Origin of the sequence: Rossellomorea pakistanensis (assembly GCF_016908495.1) — a bacterium.
GTDB classification, from domain to species: domain Bacteria; phylum Bacillota; class Bacilli; order Bacillales; family Bacillaceae_B; genus Rossellomorea; species Rossellomorea pakistanensis.
This window is the reverse complement of the sequence record NZ_JAFBDZ010000001.1, coordinates 469,445-486,677: the sequence shown is the minus strand read 5'-3', so window position 1 is coordinate 486,677 and position 17,233 is coordinate 469,445. Positions and strand designations below refer to the sequence as shown.

Here is a 17,233-nt window from a genome sequence, read left to right as displayed (position 1 = left end):
TAAGAATGATGGTAATAAAACGAATCCCTATTTCTGTAGGAGAATGTGTTCGTAAAGTAATGGAATATGCCCAAAATGGTATGAAGGAAATGATCCAACTGGAATCAGCGCATGGCCGATTCTTAGCGGAAGACTTAATAGCTGATCACAATGTTCCTTGGTTTAACCGTTCTCCATATGATGGATTTGCTGTTAGAGCAGAGGATACAGAAAAAGCTAATTCTGATTATCCACTATCTTTACAAGTAGTGGGAGAAATCGGTGCAGGTATGGTCTTTAATGGACAAGTTGGGGCATTTGAGGCTGTTAGAATTATGACCGGTGCTGGGATTCCAGAGGGATGTGATGCGGTTGTCATGCTTGAATTAGTGAAAGAGTTTACAGATGGTAATCGGAAGTTTATTGAAATCAAGCGTTCTCTTAACAAAGGGCAAAACATCTCTTTTGAAGGTGAAGATGCAAAAAAAGGAACAATTTTAGTAAAAAAAGGGACCTATATCAATCCGGGTGTTTTAGCGCTATTAGCAACATTCGGTTACAGTAAGGTACCTGTTGCCAAAAAGCCTGTTGTGGGGGTCTTAGCGACTGGAAGTGAACTTCTTGAAGTAAGCGAATCACTCACACCAGGCAAAATTCAAAATAGCAATTCGTTCATGATTCTGGCTCAAATTGAAAGAGCTGGAGGAGATGTTAAATATCTCGGTAAATTAAGCGATGAATTTGATAGCTGTTTTGCTGCTGTCGAAAATGCTTTATCCGAAGTAGATATCCTTGTTACAACAGGCGGAGTGTCTGTAGGAGACTATGATTATTTTCCAGCTATCTATGACAAGCTAGGGGCATCTGTTCTTTTTAACAAAGTAGCGATGAGACCGGGGAGCGTAACAACAGTAGCTCAACTGAACGGGAAACTATTATTTGGATTATCAGGAAATCCCTCTGCTTGCTACGTTGGATGTGAACTATTTGTTCGTCCAGTTATCCGAACGTACTTATACAATGACAAACCACATTTAAAAAGAGAAAGCGCCTATTTAGGAGAGGATTTTGTAAAACCCAATCCATTTACTCGATTTGTAAGAGGTACCCTTTCTTATAATGACGGACAATTAATCGTTTCTCCTTCAGGCTTTAATAAATCCGGTGCCGTTTCCTCTTTAGCAAAAGCAGATGCATTTATTGTTCTTCCAGGAGGGTCAAGAGGGTATCAAAAGGGAATGGTTGTTGATGTTTTACTTTTAGAAGACGTGCAAGGAAGTGAATGGCCTTGGGAATACATTGTTCCATCCTACAGATCGTAGGGTTTCAAAATAGCGGCAAAACCACCTTAATGGAAAAACTAATTACTAGAGCCGAACAAGAAGGGCTAAAAGTTGCATCAATCAAGCATCATGGACATGGAGGGGTTCCTGATAATGATTCCTCTTCTAAAGACTGCATCCGTCATAATAAAGCAGGTGCTATTGTTTCAAGTGTAATAGGTGGTGGCGTCCTCCAATTATCTGCTAAAGTTGACAATTGGAACCTTAAGGAAATGATTGAATTATATAACGTTTTCCCTCTCGATGTCATCTTCGTTGAAGGATATAAAAAAGAATGTTACCCAAAAGTGGTTTTGATTCGGAATGAAAGAGATCTTTCACTGCTCTATTCTGTAACAAACATTCTGTGTGTGATTAGTCATATTAAATTAGATAAAAAGATACTTAAAGATCATCAAGTTTTTCAATTAGATCAAGAAAAGCTCTATATAGACTATTTAATGAAAGAAGTGGTGTAAAAAGGTGGGACAAGATTTATTTAATATTGTACAAGACACTATATCTATAGAAGAAGTAACCAATAAAGTTTCCAGAAGAGAAGCCGGTGCCATTACAGTTTTTATTGGAACTGTGAGGGAATTTACAAAAGGGAAGAGAACGTTATCTCTTGAATATCAAGCATACGAATCAATGGCAGTAAAAATGCTGAGTCAAATCGGTAAAGAAATTAAGGAACAATGGCCGGATACATGGGTTGCTATAACTCATAGAATAGGTGAATTAGAAATAACAGATATCGCTGTTGTTATCGCGGTTTCCTCTGCACATCGTAGAAATGCGTACAAAGCAAATGAATATGCTATTGAACGAATCAAACAAATCGTCCCTATTTGGAAAAAAGAATTTTGGGAAGATGGAACGATGTGGATGGGAAATCAATTAGAGACCATTAAATATCCAGAAGGAAAACCAGGCAGGGGGACTAAGAAGTGATTACGGTTTTATTTTTTGCAGGAATACGTGAAGAAATTGGATTAAATGAATTAAAAATAGTCGAAATGGATAATATAACTGTTCACGAACTAAAACAGTATCTTCAAAATAAATACTCTCTTTCATCTTTAAACCAAGTTGTGACAGCTATCAACGAAAGCTTTGTAACAGATGATGAATTGATAAAGGATCAAGATACGATTGCATTTATCCCTCCAGTGAGTGGAGGATAAAGAGAATCGTACTTTTTAAATTGACTGGATTCTTAGCAATTTTACACATTATATGAAGAAAAAATAGAAGAAATAACCACTGTCTTTCAATGGGATTTTGTTGCTTCTTCTATGTAATTTGTAATTTTGTTATTGAGTTTAAATATTTAAAGTATTATAATTATAGTATAAAAGGTCATGGATGTTAAGTAATACCCAATTGCTTACTTCTATATCCTATTTAAAAATTTTATATGGTGAGACGGATAAACTAGTAGGATAAACTGCTTAGATATTAGCCCGCCATAAAATAGTTTGTGTAAAGTCATACACAAACTATTTTATGGCGGGTTTTTTATTTTGGAAAAAGGGAGAGTTTTACATTGTCTGAAATAGTGAGAGTGAAGATTAATGGAGAGGAACGTGAGGCAGTAAAAGGAATTCGTATTCTCGATTATCTTTTGCAACAAGAAATAGAACACCCGCATATCTGTTATTCAGAGGAATTAGGTCCCATACAAACATGTGATACGTGTATGTGTGAGATTGATGGGAAAATTATGAGGGCCTGTTCTACGGAAATGGAGGACGGAATGAATATTTTGACTTCTTCAGAACGGGCCAAAACTGCACAAACAGAAGCAATGGACCGTATTTTGGAGAATCACTTACTTTATTGTACGGTTTGCGACAATAATAATGGGAATTGCCGAGTGCATAATACAGCTGAGATGTTAGAAATTGAACATCAAACTCGTCCATTCCGAGAAAAAGGATATGAAGTAGATATGTCACATCCTTTTTATCGATACGATCCTGACCAATGTATTCTTTGTGGGCGTTGTGTAGAAGTATGCCAAGATCTACAGGTTAATGAAACCCTAACAATCGATTGGGAACGAGAAATGCCTCGTGTCATCTGGGATGATGGGAAATCCATCAATGAATCTTCCTGTGTATCTTGCGGACAGTGTGCAACGGTTTGTCCATGTAATGCACTAATGGAAAAATCGATGCTGGGTGAAGCTGGGTATATGACGGCCATTCCGAAAGATTTATTAAACCCTATGGTTGATCTTATTAAAGAAGTCGAACCGGACTATAAGACAATTTTTGCCTTATCAGAAGTAGAAGCATCGATGCGGGAGACCCGGACGAAGAAAACCAAAACCGTTTGTACGTTTTGTGGAGTAGGATGTTCTTTTGAGGTATGGACAAAGGGACGTGAAATCTTAAAAATCGAACCCACTGAAAACGGACCTGTAAATAGCGTTTCTACCTGTGTTAAAGGAAAGTTCGGATGGGATTTTGTTAATAGTGAGCAACGTCTTACAACTCCTTTAATTCGCAAAGGAAATGAGTTTGTCCCTGCAACTTGGGATGAAGCACTTACATTAATTTCGGAAAAAATGGGTAGCATTAAAAAAACGTACGGAGGAGATGCACTCGGTTTTGTAAGTTCCTCGAAGACAACAAACGAAGACTCCTACCTTATGCAAAAATTAGCACGTCAAGTATTTGAATCAAACAACATTGACAATTGTTCACGTTACTGTCAGTCTCCTGCCACAGATGGGTTGCTTGAGACAGTTGGATACGGAGGTGACTCTGGTACCATTAAAGATATTGCAAGTAGCGGTCTGGTCATCATTATTGGTGCGAATCCAACTGAAGGCCATCCAGTGTTAGCGACTCGGGTAAAGCGTGCAAAGAAATTACACGGGCAAAAATTGATTGTTTCTGACCTTCGAAAACATGAAATGGCTGAGCGTTCTGATTTGTTTTTACATCCTAAGCAAGGAACGGATTATGTGTGGATAACAGCTATTGTCAAATACATGATCGATCAAGGATGGCATGATGAAAAATTCATTGAAAAACATGTAAATCAATATAGTGAGTATCTTGAACTCCTTGATAAATACACACTTGAATATACAGAGGAAGTAACGGGTCTTTCAAAAGAACATCTTATCGAAACGGCCAGAATGATTCACGAAGCAGATGGAACATGTATTTTATGGGGAATGGGTGTCACTCAAAATGTTGCAGGATCCCATACATCAGCAGCTATCGCTAATCTTCTACTAGTAACAGGAAACTTTGGCCGTCCTGGTGCAGGGGCCTATCCTCTTCGCGGACATAACAATGTACAGGGATCCTGTGACATGGGGACCCTTCCACAATGGCTTCCAGGAAATCAGCGTCTATCAGACGACAAGGCTCGAGCAAAGTTTGGATTTGCATATGGAGTCAAAATTTCCGATAACCCAGGGTTGACGAACATTGAAATGTTAGAAGCAGTGGAAAAGGGCAAATTAAAAGCCATGTATCTAATGGGTGAAGATATGGCATGGGTCGATTCAAACTCAAACCATGTGCATGAAACACTTTGTAAACTAGAATTTTTTGTCGTACAGGATGTGTTTCTAACGAAAACAGCACAATTTGCAGATGTTGTCTTGCCTGCAGCTCCGTCACTTGAGAAAGATGGAACATTCACAAATACAGAGCGACGCATTCAACGGCTGTATCGTGCACTTGATCCATTAGGTGAATCGAAACCAGATTGGTGGATTATTCAACAAATAGCGAATTATATGGGTGTTAATTGGAATTATGAACATCCAAGCGAAATTATGGATGAGATTGCAAGATTGTCTCCAATCTTTGAAGGTGTATCGTATGAACGACTTGAGGGATGGAACAGTTTATTATGGCCAGTACAACAAGATGGTACGGATGAGCCTCTTCTTTTTACGAAACGTTTTAATTTTCCAGATGGAAAAGCTCGTTTTTCCCTTGTAGAATATGTTCCGCCTATCGAGTTTTCACATGAATTCGACCTTACATTGAATAACGGACGACTTTTAGAACATTTCCATGAAGGAAATATGACGAATAAATCTAAAGGGATTCAATATAAGTTACCTGAGGTATTCGTAGAAGTTTCGCCGGAACTTTCCCGAGAACGTGGTGTAAAAGATGGCTCGCTTGTACGCCTTGTGTCACCTTATGGTGCGATTAAGCTTCGTACGATCGTAACAGATCGGGTACAAGGAAAAGAACTTTATGTCCCTATGCATTCTGTCAGTCATGAAAATGCTATCAATCTATTAACTGGAAGTGTCGGCGATGTTCGGACAAAAACACCAGCCTATAAACAGACAAAAGTAAAAATGGAATTAATTCAATTGAAAGGAAATAAGCCTCTGCCAATGTACAATCCGCGTTACGCAAAACGAAATCCTCAAATGGGCGTTCAGGTAGATAGAAAGTGGGCTCGAAAGGATTATGAACCGATTGCAGATGTGAATAGAACAGGGGGAACGAAATAATGGCGAAACCAATAACCAAGATAAAAGAACCTATTTTGTCGGAAGAGGAAAAACAGGCTGATCGCCTTGAAAGTGTTGTACAAAATTTAGCAGATAACGCAGATGGAATTACAGAAACGATTAAGCTTCTTCAAGAACTTCACGAAAGTGGTGTTCTTGAAGCCCTTAATAGTCTTATTGAGGCGAAAGAAGAAGTGGCAAAAATTGCGGTAGGACAACTGTTGCGTCAACCTGTGACCAATGCGATTAACAATGGGATGGCTGCAGCTGGAGCACTGACAGAACTCGATCCCGAAATGACTAAAAAGATAATAAACGGAATGACGAGAGGAATTCAAAAAGCAGAGAAGGAACTTCGATCAAAACAAAAAATGGGTGTTTTTGAATTAGTAAAACTCATGAGAGACAAAGATGTTAACCGTGCTTTAACTTTTACTTTATATTTACTGCAAGGAATTGGGGCAGGATTAAATGAGCAATCTCAGGGGAATAATTAATTTGAAATTTGAGATGTTGGTAAATTATAAGATTAATTTTCTCCTTTTAAATATTATGTTTTAGGTCAATCAACTATATAAAGAGTCATTATTATCTTTAGTAAAATCAAATAACTAAATGATGAGGTCCTTTTAAAAAGCCTTACTATTATACAAATCTTAATCAAGTCACTGACTTCGAGAATAAGGACTAAGTTTTCATATTAATAAGGAGGAAAGGGTCAATTGACTTGGTCGGTTTTACACACAATTGGAATTATTGCTTATGCAGCCAGTGGTGCATTTGTTGCTATGCAGGCCAAATATTCTTTTATTGGAATCTTTGTACTTGGACTTACAACGTCTTATGGAGGATCAGTGATTAGAAACGTAGTTCTCGATGAACCTATTTCTGATATATGGGATCGTCAATCCTTACTGATTGTCCTCATAACGCTAACTACAATTATATTTGTTGAGAGGAAATGGGTTCATCATTGGAAACGATGGGGATATTTCTTTGACTCTATTGGTCTTGCTTCCTTTGCGATACAAGGAGCACTGTTAGCAGAAAGTTTGCAACATGATCTTGGCATTATTGTCATTGCTTCTATGTTTACTGGTGTTGGCGGAGGAATGGTTCGAGATTTGTTAGCGGGTAGAACCCCCCTTGCATTAAAGGAAGAAATCCATGCAATACTTACATTTTTGTGTGCAATTGGCATATGGGCTGGGTGGAGCAGTCCTATTGAATTGTCGACCATAGTTGTTATCGTTGTATTTATTCGTATGTTATCGGTCCATTGTAAATGGAGACTAAAACTTCCTTGTAATCGATCTGAAAACAATAATAACTCTGTATAGATGAGTATTCCAAAATTGAACGAATAAGCCTTGGAGAAAATTAAAAACATGATGATATGAGGTGAGATATAATGACAAAAAATTTGGAACATAAGATTAGTATGCTGATTCGCGAAATACGAAAGGAAAATATCGGGAATGGACCAAGAGAAATTAATACTCGAATTGTAGGTCCTTGGGTAATTTGTGAGATGAAAGGTAATTTAACGAATGTTGAAAAGTTTATGATTGAATCTAATGAAGGACATCAGATGGTTCATGAAGCAAGGACGACATTAGTGAAAAAAATTTATGAGGACACTGTAAAGGTGGAAAAGCTTGAGGAATTAGTTCAGGCGAAATTTGTCAGTGTTTTTACAGATATCAATATTGATACGGATATTGCAATGACAATTTATGTGTTTGACAAACCTATCATGGTCAATAGTGACAATAAAAATTAAGACTGTTTTCGTAGACATTGTTGTTATTTGAAAGGGGTTGGTTGCAGCGAAAGGATACTTGCTTTCCGCGGGGCGTGCGGTGTGAAGGGAAAGGGTTCAAGAGTTGAAAAACCACTTATTAATAATCACATATTACTTGTGAATTATTTAACAATATCTTTCTTTTTACAATCTAAGTGGAGATGAAAATCAGATGAAGAAAAATCTGCTCTCTTTAGCAGCTTTACTACCGCTGACCGTGCTTAGTGGATGCAAGAATATGGTTGTATATAATTCTCAAGGACCTGTTGCGAGAAGTATTACCGATTTAATAAACTGGTTCCTGACCTGGATGATAATCGTTGTTGTTGTCATGATTGGGTTGTTCGGATACATTCTGTGGAAATATCGTGAACGACCTTATAGAAAATGAACCACCAGACGAACATGGCGTACACTGCTTGAAATTATTTGGACAGGGGTCCCTATATTAATAGTCTTTGCCTTAACGATCTCTACGGTTAAACCTTTTTATGCTCTATTAGAAACTCCGAATGGGTACGAAGAAAAAGAGTATATCACAATACATGGAATATCTGCTGACTGGTAATCGATATTCAGCTATTCGGAACAGGGAATTGAGACAGTGAAATATGTCATTATTCCGGAAGATACTCCTGTTCTCATTAAATTGACTTTTGGGAGCACAATTCAATCTTTCTGGGTTTGGTTATTGTCTTCCGGACTTGCTTCTCATTAATGTAGAAAAACGATTCTCTAGTCTAAAAAGTACTTTAAGGCTAGACACATATAAAAAGTCCACCTTATAGCCAGAATGAAAATGAAATTTTTTTTATAAAAGGAATGAAATGTATGTTGACACATGAACACATTATGAATGCTTTAAAACATGTCGAAGATCCTGAATTGCATAAAAGTCTGGTGGATTTAAACATGATAAGAAATATCAACATCTATGGTACAAGCGTTGAACTTGAAGTTGTTTTAACGATTCAAGGATGTCCTTTAAAAGCTAGAATAAAAGAGGAAGTTGAAAATGCTCTTAAAAGTATTGGAACTTCAAGTGTATCTTTAACCTTTGGCTCTATGACACCAGCAGAACGTGCAGCATTAACAAAAACTTTGAAAAAAAGTACGACGACAGAGACTGGAATGCCTAACATGTTACGACCAGATTCAGGGGTTCAATTTATTTCGGTAACGAGTGGAAAAGGAGGTGTGGGAAAATCAACGGTTACTGTGAACCTTGCCACTGCTTTGGATCGTATGGGAAAAAAGGTAGGGATTTTAGATGCCGATATTTATGGATTTAGTATCCCAGCAATGATGGAAGTTTATCAAAAACCAACCATGATTGAAAAAACAGTTATTCCAGTTGTAAGTCACGGTGTTAGAGTTATGTCAATGGGATTCTTTATAGATAATAATAATCCAGTTATGTGGAGAGGGCCGATGCTAAATAAATGGCTTCAAAACTTCCTTGCAAATACACACTGGGGGGAGCTGGACTACCTTCTTCTAGATTTACCTCCTGGTACAGGTGACATAGCGATTGATGTTGCTGCCATGATTCCTCAGGCAAGAGAAATTATCGTCACGACTCCTCACAGTGTTGCTTCTTTTGTTGCGTCAAGAGCAGGGGTGATGGCTAAACACACTAAACATGAGGTTTTAGGTGTTGTTGAAAACATGGCCTATTATGAAGACCTAGATGGTTCAAGGAATTACCTTTTTGGAAAGGGTGGCGGAGAGCTGTTAGCAGAACAGCTGCAAACTGATGTTATAGCAAGAATACCATTTGCAAGGGCGGAGGAAAATCAAGGTTCGTCTGTATATGATGAAGATTCTCTTATTGGAGAGATGTTTACTTCTTTAGCTCAAGACATTGTTCATAGAGATCAATTCTCATGACATCGGTTCTGTATCAGTCGAGTAATTTTTAAATAATGGTCATTGAGTAGGGACAAAAGATAACTTATTTTCTGACACGATAGATAAAAGTATAGGATTCCTTAAGGTAAATATGATTTCAAGGATAAGTAATTAAGCGAAACCAAATTTTTACAATAGGAATAAAGAAGGGAATCTAAGATGGTCGAATTTCTCTGAAGGAAATATAACAGGAAAAGCTCTTACCCAAGTTTTCTATTAATCTAGACTGATGCAACGATGACAATTTATTTAATAAGACCTGTTCTGTGTTGTGTTTATTATTGTATTTTCCAATAATAAAACTCAAATATTCATGAATTTTTAGAAGTTTTACAAGGAGGAGAGGCAATGGACATTAAGAAAATGATAGAAGTGACGGAGATAACGGAATTTGACACAGAATTACTTGTTTCCAAAGTAAATATCAGTATTATAAATCTTTATAAAGAAAAAGACATTAGAGTTTACATCGAAACATTAAAAGATTTGTTAGAGCTAGCTGTTCATCTTAAATTTGATATTGTTTTAAAGTATTTTGGTGCAGTTCCAGTTGTTGCAAAAGATGAAAGAATTCAATTTCAAGAAATATTCAAGTGCTTAGGTACGAGAAAAAGCAATAAAGATTGGTTTTTAAATTTATTTTCATTATTTTTAGGAGTGGCTTTGGTTTTTGGATTTGATAGGAGTGAAATCGAAAGGAATTTCTATGAAAAAAATAGTATTTAATGCTTTTCCCTTTTATTAAGTTATTGACAGCTGCAATAGTGTAAATGCCATTACAAAATCACTACAATACTTAACTCACCGCTACACTTACTTTGGTTAGTTATTCATCATTCATTGTATAAAAACACGCCTTTTTGCTAATAATTTTATAGATTTCTTTTTGTTAAGGGGTAAATGAATGAGGGATATAGTAAAAGAAATTAAATCTAAGTTTTCCAATCAGGACGATTTTTTCATCGAAGAAGAGTTAGTATATAATTCAACAATCTATCTTATTGGATTTAACACCCTAGTTGATTTAACTAAGTCTAAATTATATGTACAACAAATGGCAGCTTCGCCTACTTCACTTAAAGCCCTATTTATAAACCTTAGTGACCAGATTAATGTTGATACAGAAAAAATAATTAAAGCCGTATTAGAAGGCAATTTAGTGATCATTTCACAAGATGGTAAACAGAATGTCGTTGTAGACCCTATTGCCCAAAATCTGAGAAGCAGCATAGAAGAGCCTAAAAATGAAAGTCCTATCCAAGCTTCTATGGATGCCTTTGGTGAGGATATTAATATTAACGTTGGGATGATCCGAAATAGGCTGAACACTGAATTTCTTTGTCATTGTTCTTATCAAGTGGGCGAGCTCGAAAAGCGAAAGCTGTCTATGCTCTATATTAAAGGAAGAGCCCCAAATGATATGATTGAAAAAGTCAATCAGCAGTTAAAACAAATTAAATCAGATATTGAAACCATTGATGACCTTAATAAGCAATTTGGACAACGTAGGTTGAATCCCGTAAGTCATCTATTCGCCACTGAACTTCCGATTCAAGCTATACATTCTTTAAAAAAGAACAGAATCGTGCTTTTTTTAGATAATTGTCCCTTCGCGCTTGTTTTTCCCAATTTGTTTTCCGATATGTTAAGTAGTATTAACGATCGCAATTTCCCTTTTGTATTGTCATTTATGCTTCGAATCTTTAGAGTAATAGGAGTTGTGGCCACGCTGATACTTCCCGCTTTATATGTTGCCTTAGTGTCAGTTAACCCAGAAGTATTTAAAACAGACCTTGCTCTGTTTGTCGCTAAAAGCAGGGAAGGTATTCCTTTATCGGCATTTCTGGAAACCATTGCAATGGTCGTTTTAGTTGATTTAATACTAGAAGCAATTGTAAGACTCCCAAAAAGCGTTGGACCTGCTATTACAATGGTAGGAGGAGTCATATTAGGACAGGCAATGGTCGAAGCAAAATTAGTCAGCAATTTGTTAGTCATTGTGATCACTGCTGTTGTAATTGCAAGTTCTGCAGTAATTGGAATGCAAAATTCCTTGTACATCCGTTTATTGAAATATCCCATTTTAATTTTAGCCTCAATTTTCGGTATTTTAGGTGTTTGTACTGGTTTCATTTTCACAGTAATCTATTTAGCAAGTTTAACATCCAACGATATTCCTTATACAACGTTTCGTATTGAACAAAAAGGAGACACAAAGTGACACAGCGGATACAAATTGGAATCGTTTTCATTATCATACACTTAAGTTTCGGCTATTTGGTCTATCCTAATCTCATTTATGAGTTGACGAAAACAGCTCATTGGGAAGTGGTTATGTTTCAAGGTTTTCTGCAATTGATTTTAATTTGGATTTACATTAAAGGGTTAAATTATTTTCCTCAAAATGATGTCATTGATATTTATTCAAAAATGGGGAGATGGGCTGCAATTATTTTTCTTATCCCATTTGTTATCAATCTTGTTGCGCTAGCTGCATTCAATATTCGGCTGCACACGGAAGTCATTATTTCGATTTTTTTGCCTCGGACCCCTGGGTGGTCAATAATGATTCTGTTATTTTTCGTTTCGGTATATACAGCTATAAAAGGTTTAGGCACAATTTTACGATCCTCGATTTTTATTTTCTTGATTGTTATTCCCTTAGTGGTATTTAACATTTTTTCCTCTGTTATAAATTTTGATATACATAACGTCACTCCAGGTTGGGATTCACCTCACAAGTTTTGGTTTAATATTAAATTTTTCTATCTTTTGGGATTTTCCTCGTTTCTATTTTTAGGATTTATTTCTTCCGGCACAAAATATACATTCCGTCAACTTATAATAGTATGCCTTAGTGTATCGATATTTTTTCTATCCGTAGTGTATATACCACTATTTATATTTGGACAAGAAACAGTCGTTACGTTGACCAACCCTTTTTTAGAAGCGATGGATTCAGTAGATATTAGCTGGTTTTCGTTCAACCGACAAACAATGTTCTTCGGTGTATCGTTAGTTGGTTTAGTGATATTGGCTAATGCCGTTATACTTTGGATGATCGGGCGAATCATGCGTAAAGTGTTAAAATGTCGAATAGTGAGATCTTCTTATTGGATTATTGGTTTTTCTATTATTGCATTTTTTTTGGCGTTAAAGGTTCCAAACAAATCATTGATTGAAAAATACTTTCTGTGGAGTACAGGTGCTCAAGCTTACTCTATGGTTATTATTCCAGTTACCATTTTTATCTATGGTTTCTTATCGAAAAGAGGCGTGTGGGGAAATGAAAAACAATAAAGGCTGTAAACTATTGATTGTATTCATCTCAATAATCTTTCTCTGCGGGTGTTGGGATATTAAAGATATAAATAAACGTTCCATTCCTTTAGTCATGGGCATTTCCAAGGAAGATGGTGAAGAGTATAAATTAACATTGCAAATCCCTATACCGAAAAATGACAGCCAAATATCGAGAATCGTAACAGAGAAAGGTGAAACCGTTGCAAGTATCCTTGGGCAAATTCGGACAAACTCCGAAGATGCCGTTGATTACTCACAAATACGATTAATTGTCATTCAAAACAGTATGGCAAATAACAAGCAAGAATTAAAAAAACTTATAAAATTCTTAATCGAATCAGAAGAGATCCCTTCAAGAGCGTTGTTAGCTATAACAGATGACAATGTTGAGAATGTGTTATCAAGCATTAACGATAAATTAGGTGTCCATGCATCCTCTATATATGACTATTTTAATAAAGGGGCTGGGTGGGCACCGGAGATCTCAAGCACACCTATTTGGGAAATGTATCGAAGTCTGTTTTCATATACTAAAGATATTGCCGTTCCGGTTGTTGGTTCTGGAAAAGATACAGTATTAACCTTTGGGGGCTATGATATTTTGAGGAAAGGTGAAATAATGGAAAGAATCAGCCCGGTCGAAAGCCCATTAATTAATATGTTCTACAACAAAAATGGGAAAGGAAAAATAGAGAATCTGGATTTTGCCAGTATTATAGTAACCAACAGCTCAATTCAAAATAAAACATCAATGAATAGAAATAATCCGCGGGTGGAAAGCGACTTGAATTTAAAAATAGACATTTTAGAAAGAAAAGAAGGAATCACAAATAAAAGGATTATAAAAGAACTTGAAAAGCTTACTGAAAAGCGGTTTTACCAAATACTTGAGAAAACACAAGGAAGCCATACAGATGTTTTTGGATTTGGACAACAATTTCAACATTTGCTATCTTACCATGAATTAAAAGACTGGAGGGATGAATATTTCCCTAATTTGAAAGTGGATTTTAAGGTCCATGCTAGTATAGAGTAAGACCTTTTAGTTGAAATCTTCATATTATATGATAATCACATCATTAATTAATTTCTCTATAGTTCTATTTAATAGTATGCAGCTGCCTTTGGAAACCCATCATTATCTTATACGTTCATTTGCAACAAGATATCATTTCGAAATAAATGATGATTCTAAACTATGTAGGTAATTGGGGAATTCTTCGATAGGAACTACAATGATATACACACATTTAAAAAGTGATGATCTTAGAAAAACTAAACATCCCAAATCAAGTGATACGGGATGGTGGTAAAATATTTGTTCAGAGTATTCTGTGAAAATGAAACCTTTCTCTTAATAATTTCGTAATATAAATTATTAGGGAGGTAATCTATATGAAAAAACTCATTGGCTGGTCGATTGTATCCTCTATCGTGATCGGATTATTCGTATGGGTTGCAAGCATTGTCTTTTCTTTTTCTTATGGCGAATGGAGCTTTTTTATAGGTCTGGGGTTATCTGTTGTACTTTTCTTCCTTAACAGTAGCGGAGGGATGTTTTCAAAAGGAACTACTTTTGAAGCAAGCGAAGCAATGTGGAAAATTCAAAAAGATAACGAACAGAAAACTAATGTGGGATCCGTGTTTTATGGGTCCGTTTTATTTACAATTTTTAGTTTTATCATGATGATGGTTATGTATTTTTAAAAAGTAGTGTTAAATATTCCGCTAACAGAGGCTTTAATGGAATACTATTCACTTAAATTAAACGCTTGGAGCACAAAATGCTCTGAGCGTTTTAAGTATTCTATGCTTAATACCTCCTCATTCAAGTCAGCGAAACCCGCTATGTTTTTTGCACCTTGATAAAGAATCATTTGATCCATAGAAGTCTTCGGTTTTATCAACTTGTATTCTTCTTCAACTGACAGAGCAGGATAGTTTAACAGAAATGGAGGATGATCGCACTAACAAAGCATTTGGGAGTGAATTTTATAAATAGAATACCAAAGAACGTTTATGATTTAATAAATGATTATATTAATTTATGGAAAGATCGTTTACCAAATACACTTGCAGGATTTTATTTACACGGTTTAATTGTTCTTGACGCATATATTAATGATTCTAGTGATATTGATTTTGTTGCTATAACCAAAAATCGTCTAACTATTGAACTAACTGGTGCAAGAGCCAAAATCATTCCAAGAATCGGGTCTCTAATAATCCATAGATTTTATCTGTTGGCTTTAATTAGCAATATAGAGGATTTATGAAACTATTATTCGAAAAATCCGTATAATTATTAAAGTTATAAAGCGGGGGTGTTATTTTGGAACCCAATGTTCAAACATCACAAAACGTTGAATTTGTAACCAAAAAAGAAGTAAGTATGAGAAAATTACTAAATATCATAGGTATATTCATTTTTGGTGGATTAGCAATTACTAATGTGACAAACCCACTCCTTTCTAGTGAATTAACCAGAGAATTTTTGCTATTTATTGGTGGAACAGCTATTATCTATTACTTTTTAGTGAATATCTATTTCATAGGACAGATAGGGAGAAAGATTGTTCTTATAATTCTTAGTCTTTTAGTTTGTTTTAGTATATTTATGGCTTTTTATCTTGCAACTAATTCAATACCGCACTAATAACTAAATTGAATTATTAGTGTGGTTCAAGTAATGGTTAAATTCGTTAAGGGGGAAGCAGGTTTAATTCCCATGGAAAAAAATATAGCAATAAGTTTGATTGTTAGTTAGATTGTTGAAGAAAGAATTTGTTTTATGCAGTATTTGAAATACATAAACAAAGGGGAGTATTTATATGTTTTATAGAAGAAAGTCTTATATCGTAAAAAGGGGATTTGTCGAAATTTTTAATAATCATTTTAACAACACAAACTTACCTAACCAACTAAAATACGGTTCTCGTTTAATAGGTCGCTGGATGAAGGATAATACTGATAATACTGTCGAAATATTCGCTATTTGGGAATATGACAGTTATGAAGATTACGTTGAAATCGAAAAGAAAGTTCGAAGTGATGAGGCTCACGTTAAACGTATTAAAGATTGGTATGAAAAAAATGGCGGAAAAGATAATGTGTATAAGAAATACATTTTAGAAGTGAGAAATGAAGCTTTAGAATCCACTGTAAGACATCAACAAAATACTAATTAATGTGAATTCTACTTTCTTCAACAAACGGAGGCAATTACTGCAAGTAACTCCCGATCGTGAAGGTTAGTGTATATAAGTTTTAGAAAGAGTGTGGTAAGACTGGGCAGTCTAAAACATTTTGTATCTGTTGTTGCAGTAGTTCTAAATGATGAAAGGAAGACTCTACTAAAAAAATGTCCTCACTGGGGGTGGGAATAACCTAGTGGACTGGTTTGGAGAAAATATATGCTAATTATACTAGTGATTTTTATTTTTGCAGGTGGATGGTTGTTATTTGTAAGAAACAAGAGCCAAGGAAGGTCGAATTGGATTCTTTGTTTAATAATGCTTGTCATTCCAGTATTGTTTCATATTGTTGGTCTTCCTTATGCAAGTTATCTTCACGATGAAGGTCAAGCATTTGGATCAGCATATTTATCATTTTTATTGCTCTTTAATAGCCTAATTATGTTAGTAGTCAATATCATAAAATCGATAAATAATAAGAAAAATAATACAAATATCATTAACTAAAACTTTAATAATGTGGCATTAATATTGAATTTCATACTAAGAACTAAGCAAAATAACCCTGGAACTGTCTATCACAAATTCTTCTGCGATAATATGAGTTTAAGAATATTATTCATTTCATTTCTTACAAAATGAAATATAAAAGGAGGGGATGAGTATAATGACTTTATTAGGCTGGATTTTTTGGGGAAGTATATTAATAGTTATAGTATTGGCAGTTGTTCTTCAGAAGAGAGGAATGAAACCCCCATCAGAGAAAACTTACAATCAGCTTAAAGGAGAAAAACAGTCTATAGATTCATCAAAAATTAATTATCCAGGTGATAATGGCGGTGCTTAAAAATACGAGTAACTAATCATGTTCTTGTTTTAGTTTAATAAGAAGCTTATAAAGGAACCCATATATAAGATATGTCTAATATGAGGGTTCTTTTTGTTTTTAATTGTTTACTTATCGAATCTAGATATAAATTTAAGTTGGTTGCATTTTAAACCAAATCAGGCATCGAAAAGACGACACAACGGTTTCCTAAGATAATTGTTGAAAGCTGCCTGTTCTCAATTTTTTGATTAACATAAACGAACGATTTGGAATGATATCTACTGCAATACTAACATCAGAAGATTTGCGTTATAAGAGTCGTTTTAGTATCTGGTAAAAAGTTCAATGAGCAAATGAAATCTCATCAATTGGTTTTTGTATGAGACA

20 protein-coding genes are annotated in these 17,233 nt (G+C 35.3%); 19 read left to right on the top strand and 1 reads right to left on the bottom strand.

Annotated elements, in window-relative coordinates; translation table 11 throughout:
* The first annotated feature begins 8 nt into the window (after positions 1-8).
* From JOC86_RS02440 to JOC86_RS02375, 14 genes are all read left to right on the top strand, one after another.
* The gene (locus tag JOC86_RS02440; protein WP_205168179.1) at positions 9-1,301 is read left to right on the top strand and encodes a molybdopterin molybdotransferase MoeA; all 1,293 of its coding nucleotides are present in this window, start codon (positions 9-11) and stop codon (positions 1,299-1,301) included.
* A complete protein-coding gene (gene mobB, locus JOC86_RS02435) occupies positions 1,262-1,780 on the top strand; it encodes a molybdopterin-guanine dinucleotide biosynthesis protein B (protein ID WP_205168178.1) in 519 nt (172 codons plus the stop codon). The genes JOC86_RS02440 and mobB overlap by 40 nt, the downstream gene beginning before the upstream one ends.
* A 4-nt stretch (positions 1,781-1,784) precedes the next feature.
* A complete protein-coding gene (locus JOC86_RS02430) occupies positions 1,785-2,255 on the top strand; it encodes a molybdenum cofactor biosynthesis protein MoaE (RefSeq protein WP_205168177.1) in 471 nt (156 codons plus the stop codon).
* The gene (gene moaD, locus JOC86_RS02425) at positions 2,252-2,488 is read left to right on the top strand and encodes a molybdopterin converting factor subunit 1 (protein WP_205168176.1); all 237 of its coding nucleotides are present in this window, start codon (positions 2,252-2,254) and stop codon (positions 2,486-2,488) included. Before JOC86_RS02430 ends, moaD begins: the two co-directional genes overlap by 4 nt.
* A gap of 362 nt (positions 2,489-2,850) precedes the next feature.
* Positions 2,851-5,805, top strand: coding sequence for a formate dehydrogenase subunit alpha (fdhF, locus tag JOC86_RS02420; RefSeq protein WP_205168175.1), 2,955 nt, complete (start codon positions 2,851-2,853; stop codon positions 5,803-5,805).
* Positions 5,805-6,302, top strand: a complete 498-nt coding sequence (locus tag JOC86_RS02415) for a helical membrane plugin domain-containing protein (RefSeq protein WP_205168174.1) — start codon at positions 5,805-5,807, stop codon at positions 6,300-6,302. The genes fdhF and JOC86_RS02415 overlap by 1 nt, the downstream gene beginning before the upstream one ends.
* 225 nt (positions 6,303-6,527) lie before the next feature.
* Positions 6,528-7,145 carry a trimeric intracellular cation channel family protein gene (locus JOC86_RS02410; protein ID WP_205168173.1) on the top strand — a complete coding sequence of 206 codons (618 nt, stop codon included), beginning with the start codon at positions 6,528-6,530 and terminating at the stop codon, positions 7,143-7,145.
* A 71-nt stretch (positions 7,146-7,216) separates the two neighbouring features.
* A complete protein-coding gene (locus JOC86_RS02405) occupies positions 7,217-7,588 on the top strand; it encodes a Na-translocating system protein MpsC family protein (protein ID WP_205168172.1) in 372 nt (123 codons plus the stop codon).
* A gap of 843 nt (positions 7,589-8,431) precedes the next feature.
* Positions 8,432-9,499, top strand: a complete 1,068-nt coding sequence (locus JOC86_RS02400) for a P-loop NTPase (RefSeq protein WP_205168171.1) — start codon at positions 8,432-8,434, stop codon at positions 9,497-9,499.
* A 369-nt stretch (positions 9,500-9,868) separates the two neighbouring features.
* Positions 9,869-10,246 (top strand): nucleoside triphosphate pyrophosphohydrolase family protein, encoded by a 378-nt coding sequence (locus JOC86_RS02395; protein WP_205168170.1) that lies wholly within the window; start codon positions 9,869-9,871, stop codon positions 10,244-10,246.
* A gap of 178 nt (positions 10,247-10,424) precedes the next feature.
* Positions 10,425-11,741, top strand: a complete 1,317-nt coding sequence (locus JOC86_RS02390; protein ID WP_205168169.1) for a spore germination protein — start codon at positions 10,425-10,427, stop codon at positions 11,739-11,741.
* Complete coding sequence (locus JOC86_RS02385; RefSeq protein ID WP_205168168.1) at positions 11,738-12,820, top strand: GerAB/ArcD/ProY family transporter; 1,083 nt, start codon at positions 11,738-11,740, stop codon at positions 12,818-12,820. Before JOC86_RS02390 ends, JOC86_RS02385 begins: the two co-directional genes overlap by 4 nt.
* Positions 12,807-13,859 carry a Ger(x)C family spore germination protein gene (locus JOC86_RS02380; protein WP_205168167.1) on the top strand — a complete coding sequence of 351 codons (1,053 nt, stop codon included), beginning with the start codon at positions 12,807-12,809 and terminating at the stop codon, positions 13,857-13,859. Before JOC86_RS02385 ends, JOC86_RS02380 begins: the two co-directional genes overlap by 14 nt.
* Before the next feature lie 359 nt (positions 13,860-14,218).
* Positions 14,219-14,530: a hypothetical protein gene (locus JOC86_RS02375; RefSeq protein ID WP_239587352.1), complete on the top strand. Its 312-nt coding sequence runs from the start codon at positions 14,219-14,221 to the stop codon at positions 14,528-14,530.
* 44 nt (positions 14,531-14,574) lie between these two features.
* Here the strand turns inward: JOC86_RS02375 and JOC86_RS02370 are convergent, their stop codons facing one another.
* Positions 14,575-14,730, bottom strand: a complete 156-nt coding sequence (locus JOC86_RS02370; RefSeq protein ID WP_205168166.1) for a hypothetical protein — start codon at positions 14,728-14,730, stop codon at positions 14,575-14,577.
* Between the two features lie 51 nt (positions 14,731-14,781).
* On the opposite strand from JOC86_RS02370, the gene JOC86_RS02365 reads away from it, so the two are divergent.
* From JOC86_RS02365 to JOC86_RS02345, 5 genes are all read left to right on the top strand, one after another.
* On the top strand, positions 14,782-15,099 hold the full coding sequence (locus tag JOC86_RS02365) for a hypothetical protein (RefSeq protein ID WP_205168165.1): 318 nt from the start codon (positions 14,782-14,784) through the stop codon (positions 15,097-15,099).
* A 56-nt stretch (positions 15,100-15,155) separates the two neighbouring features.
* The gene (locus tag JOC86_RS02360) at positions 15,156-15,479 is read left to right on the top strand and encodes a hypothetical protein (RefSeq protein ID WP_239587351.1); all 324 of its coding nucleotides are present in this window, start codon (positions 15,156-15,158) and stop codon (positions 15,477-15,479) included.
* 175 nt (positions 15,480-15,654) lie between these two features.
* Positions 15,655-16,011: an NIPSNAP family protein gene (locus tag JOC86_RS02355; RefSeq protein ID WP_205168164.1), complete on the top strand. Its 357-nt coding sequence runs from the start codon at positions 15,655-15,657 to the stop codon at positions 16,009-16,011.
* 225 nt (positions 16,012-16,236) lie between these two features.
* Positions 16,237-16,524 (top strand): hypothetical protein, encoded by a 288-nt coding sequence (locus tag JOC86_RS02350; RefSeq protein WP_205168163.1) that lies wholly within the window; start codon positions 16,237-16,239, stop codon positions 16,522-16,524.
* Positions 16,525-16,684: 160 nt separating this feature from the next.
* Positions 16,685-16,864 (top strand): hypothetical protein, encoded by a 180-nt coding sequence (locus tag JOC86_RS02345; protein ID WP_205168162.1) that lies wholly within the window; start codon positions 16,685-16,687, stop codon positions 16,862-16,864.
* The last annotated feature ends 369 nt before the right edge of the window (positions 16,865-17,233 follow it).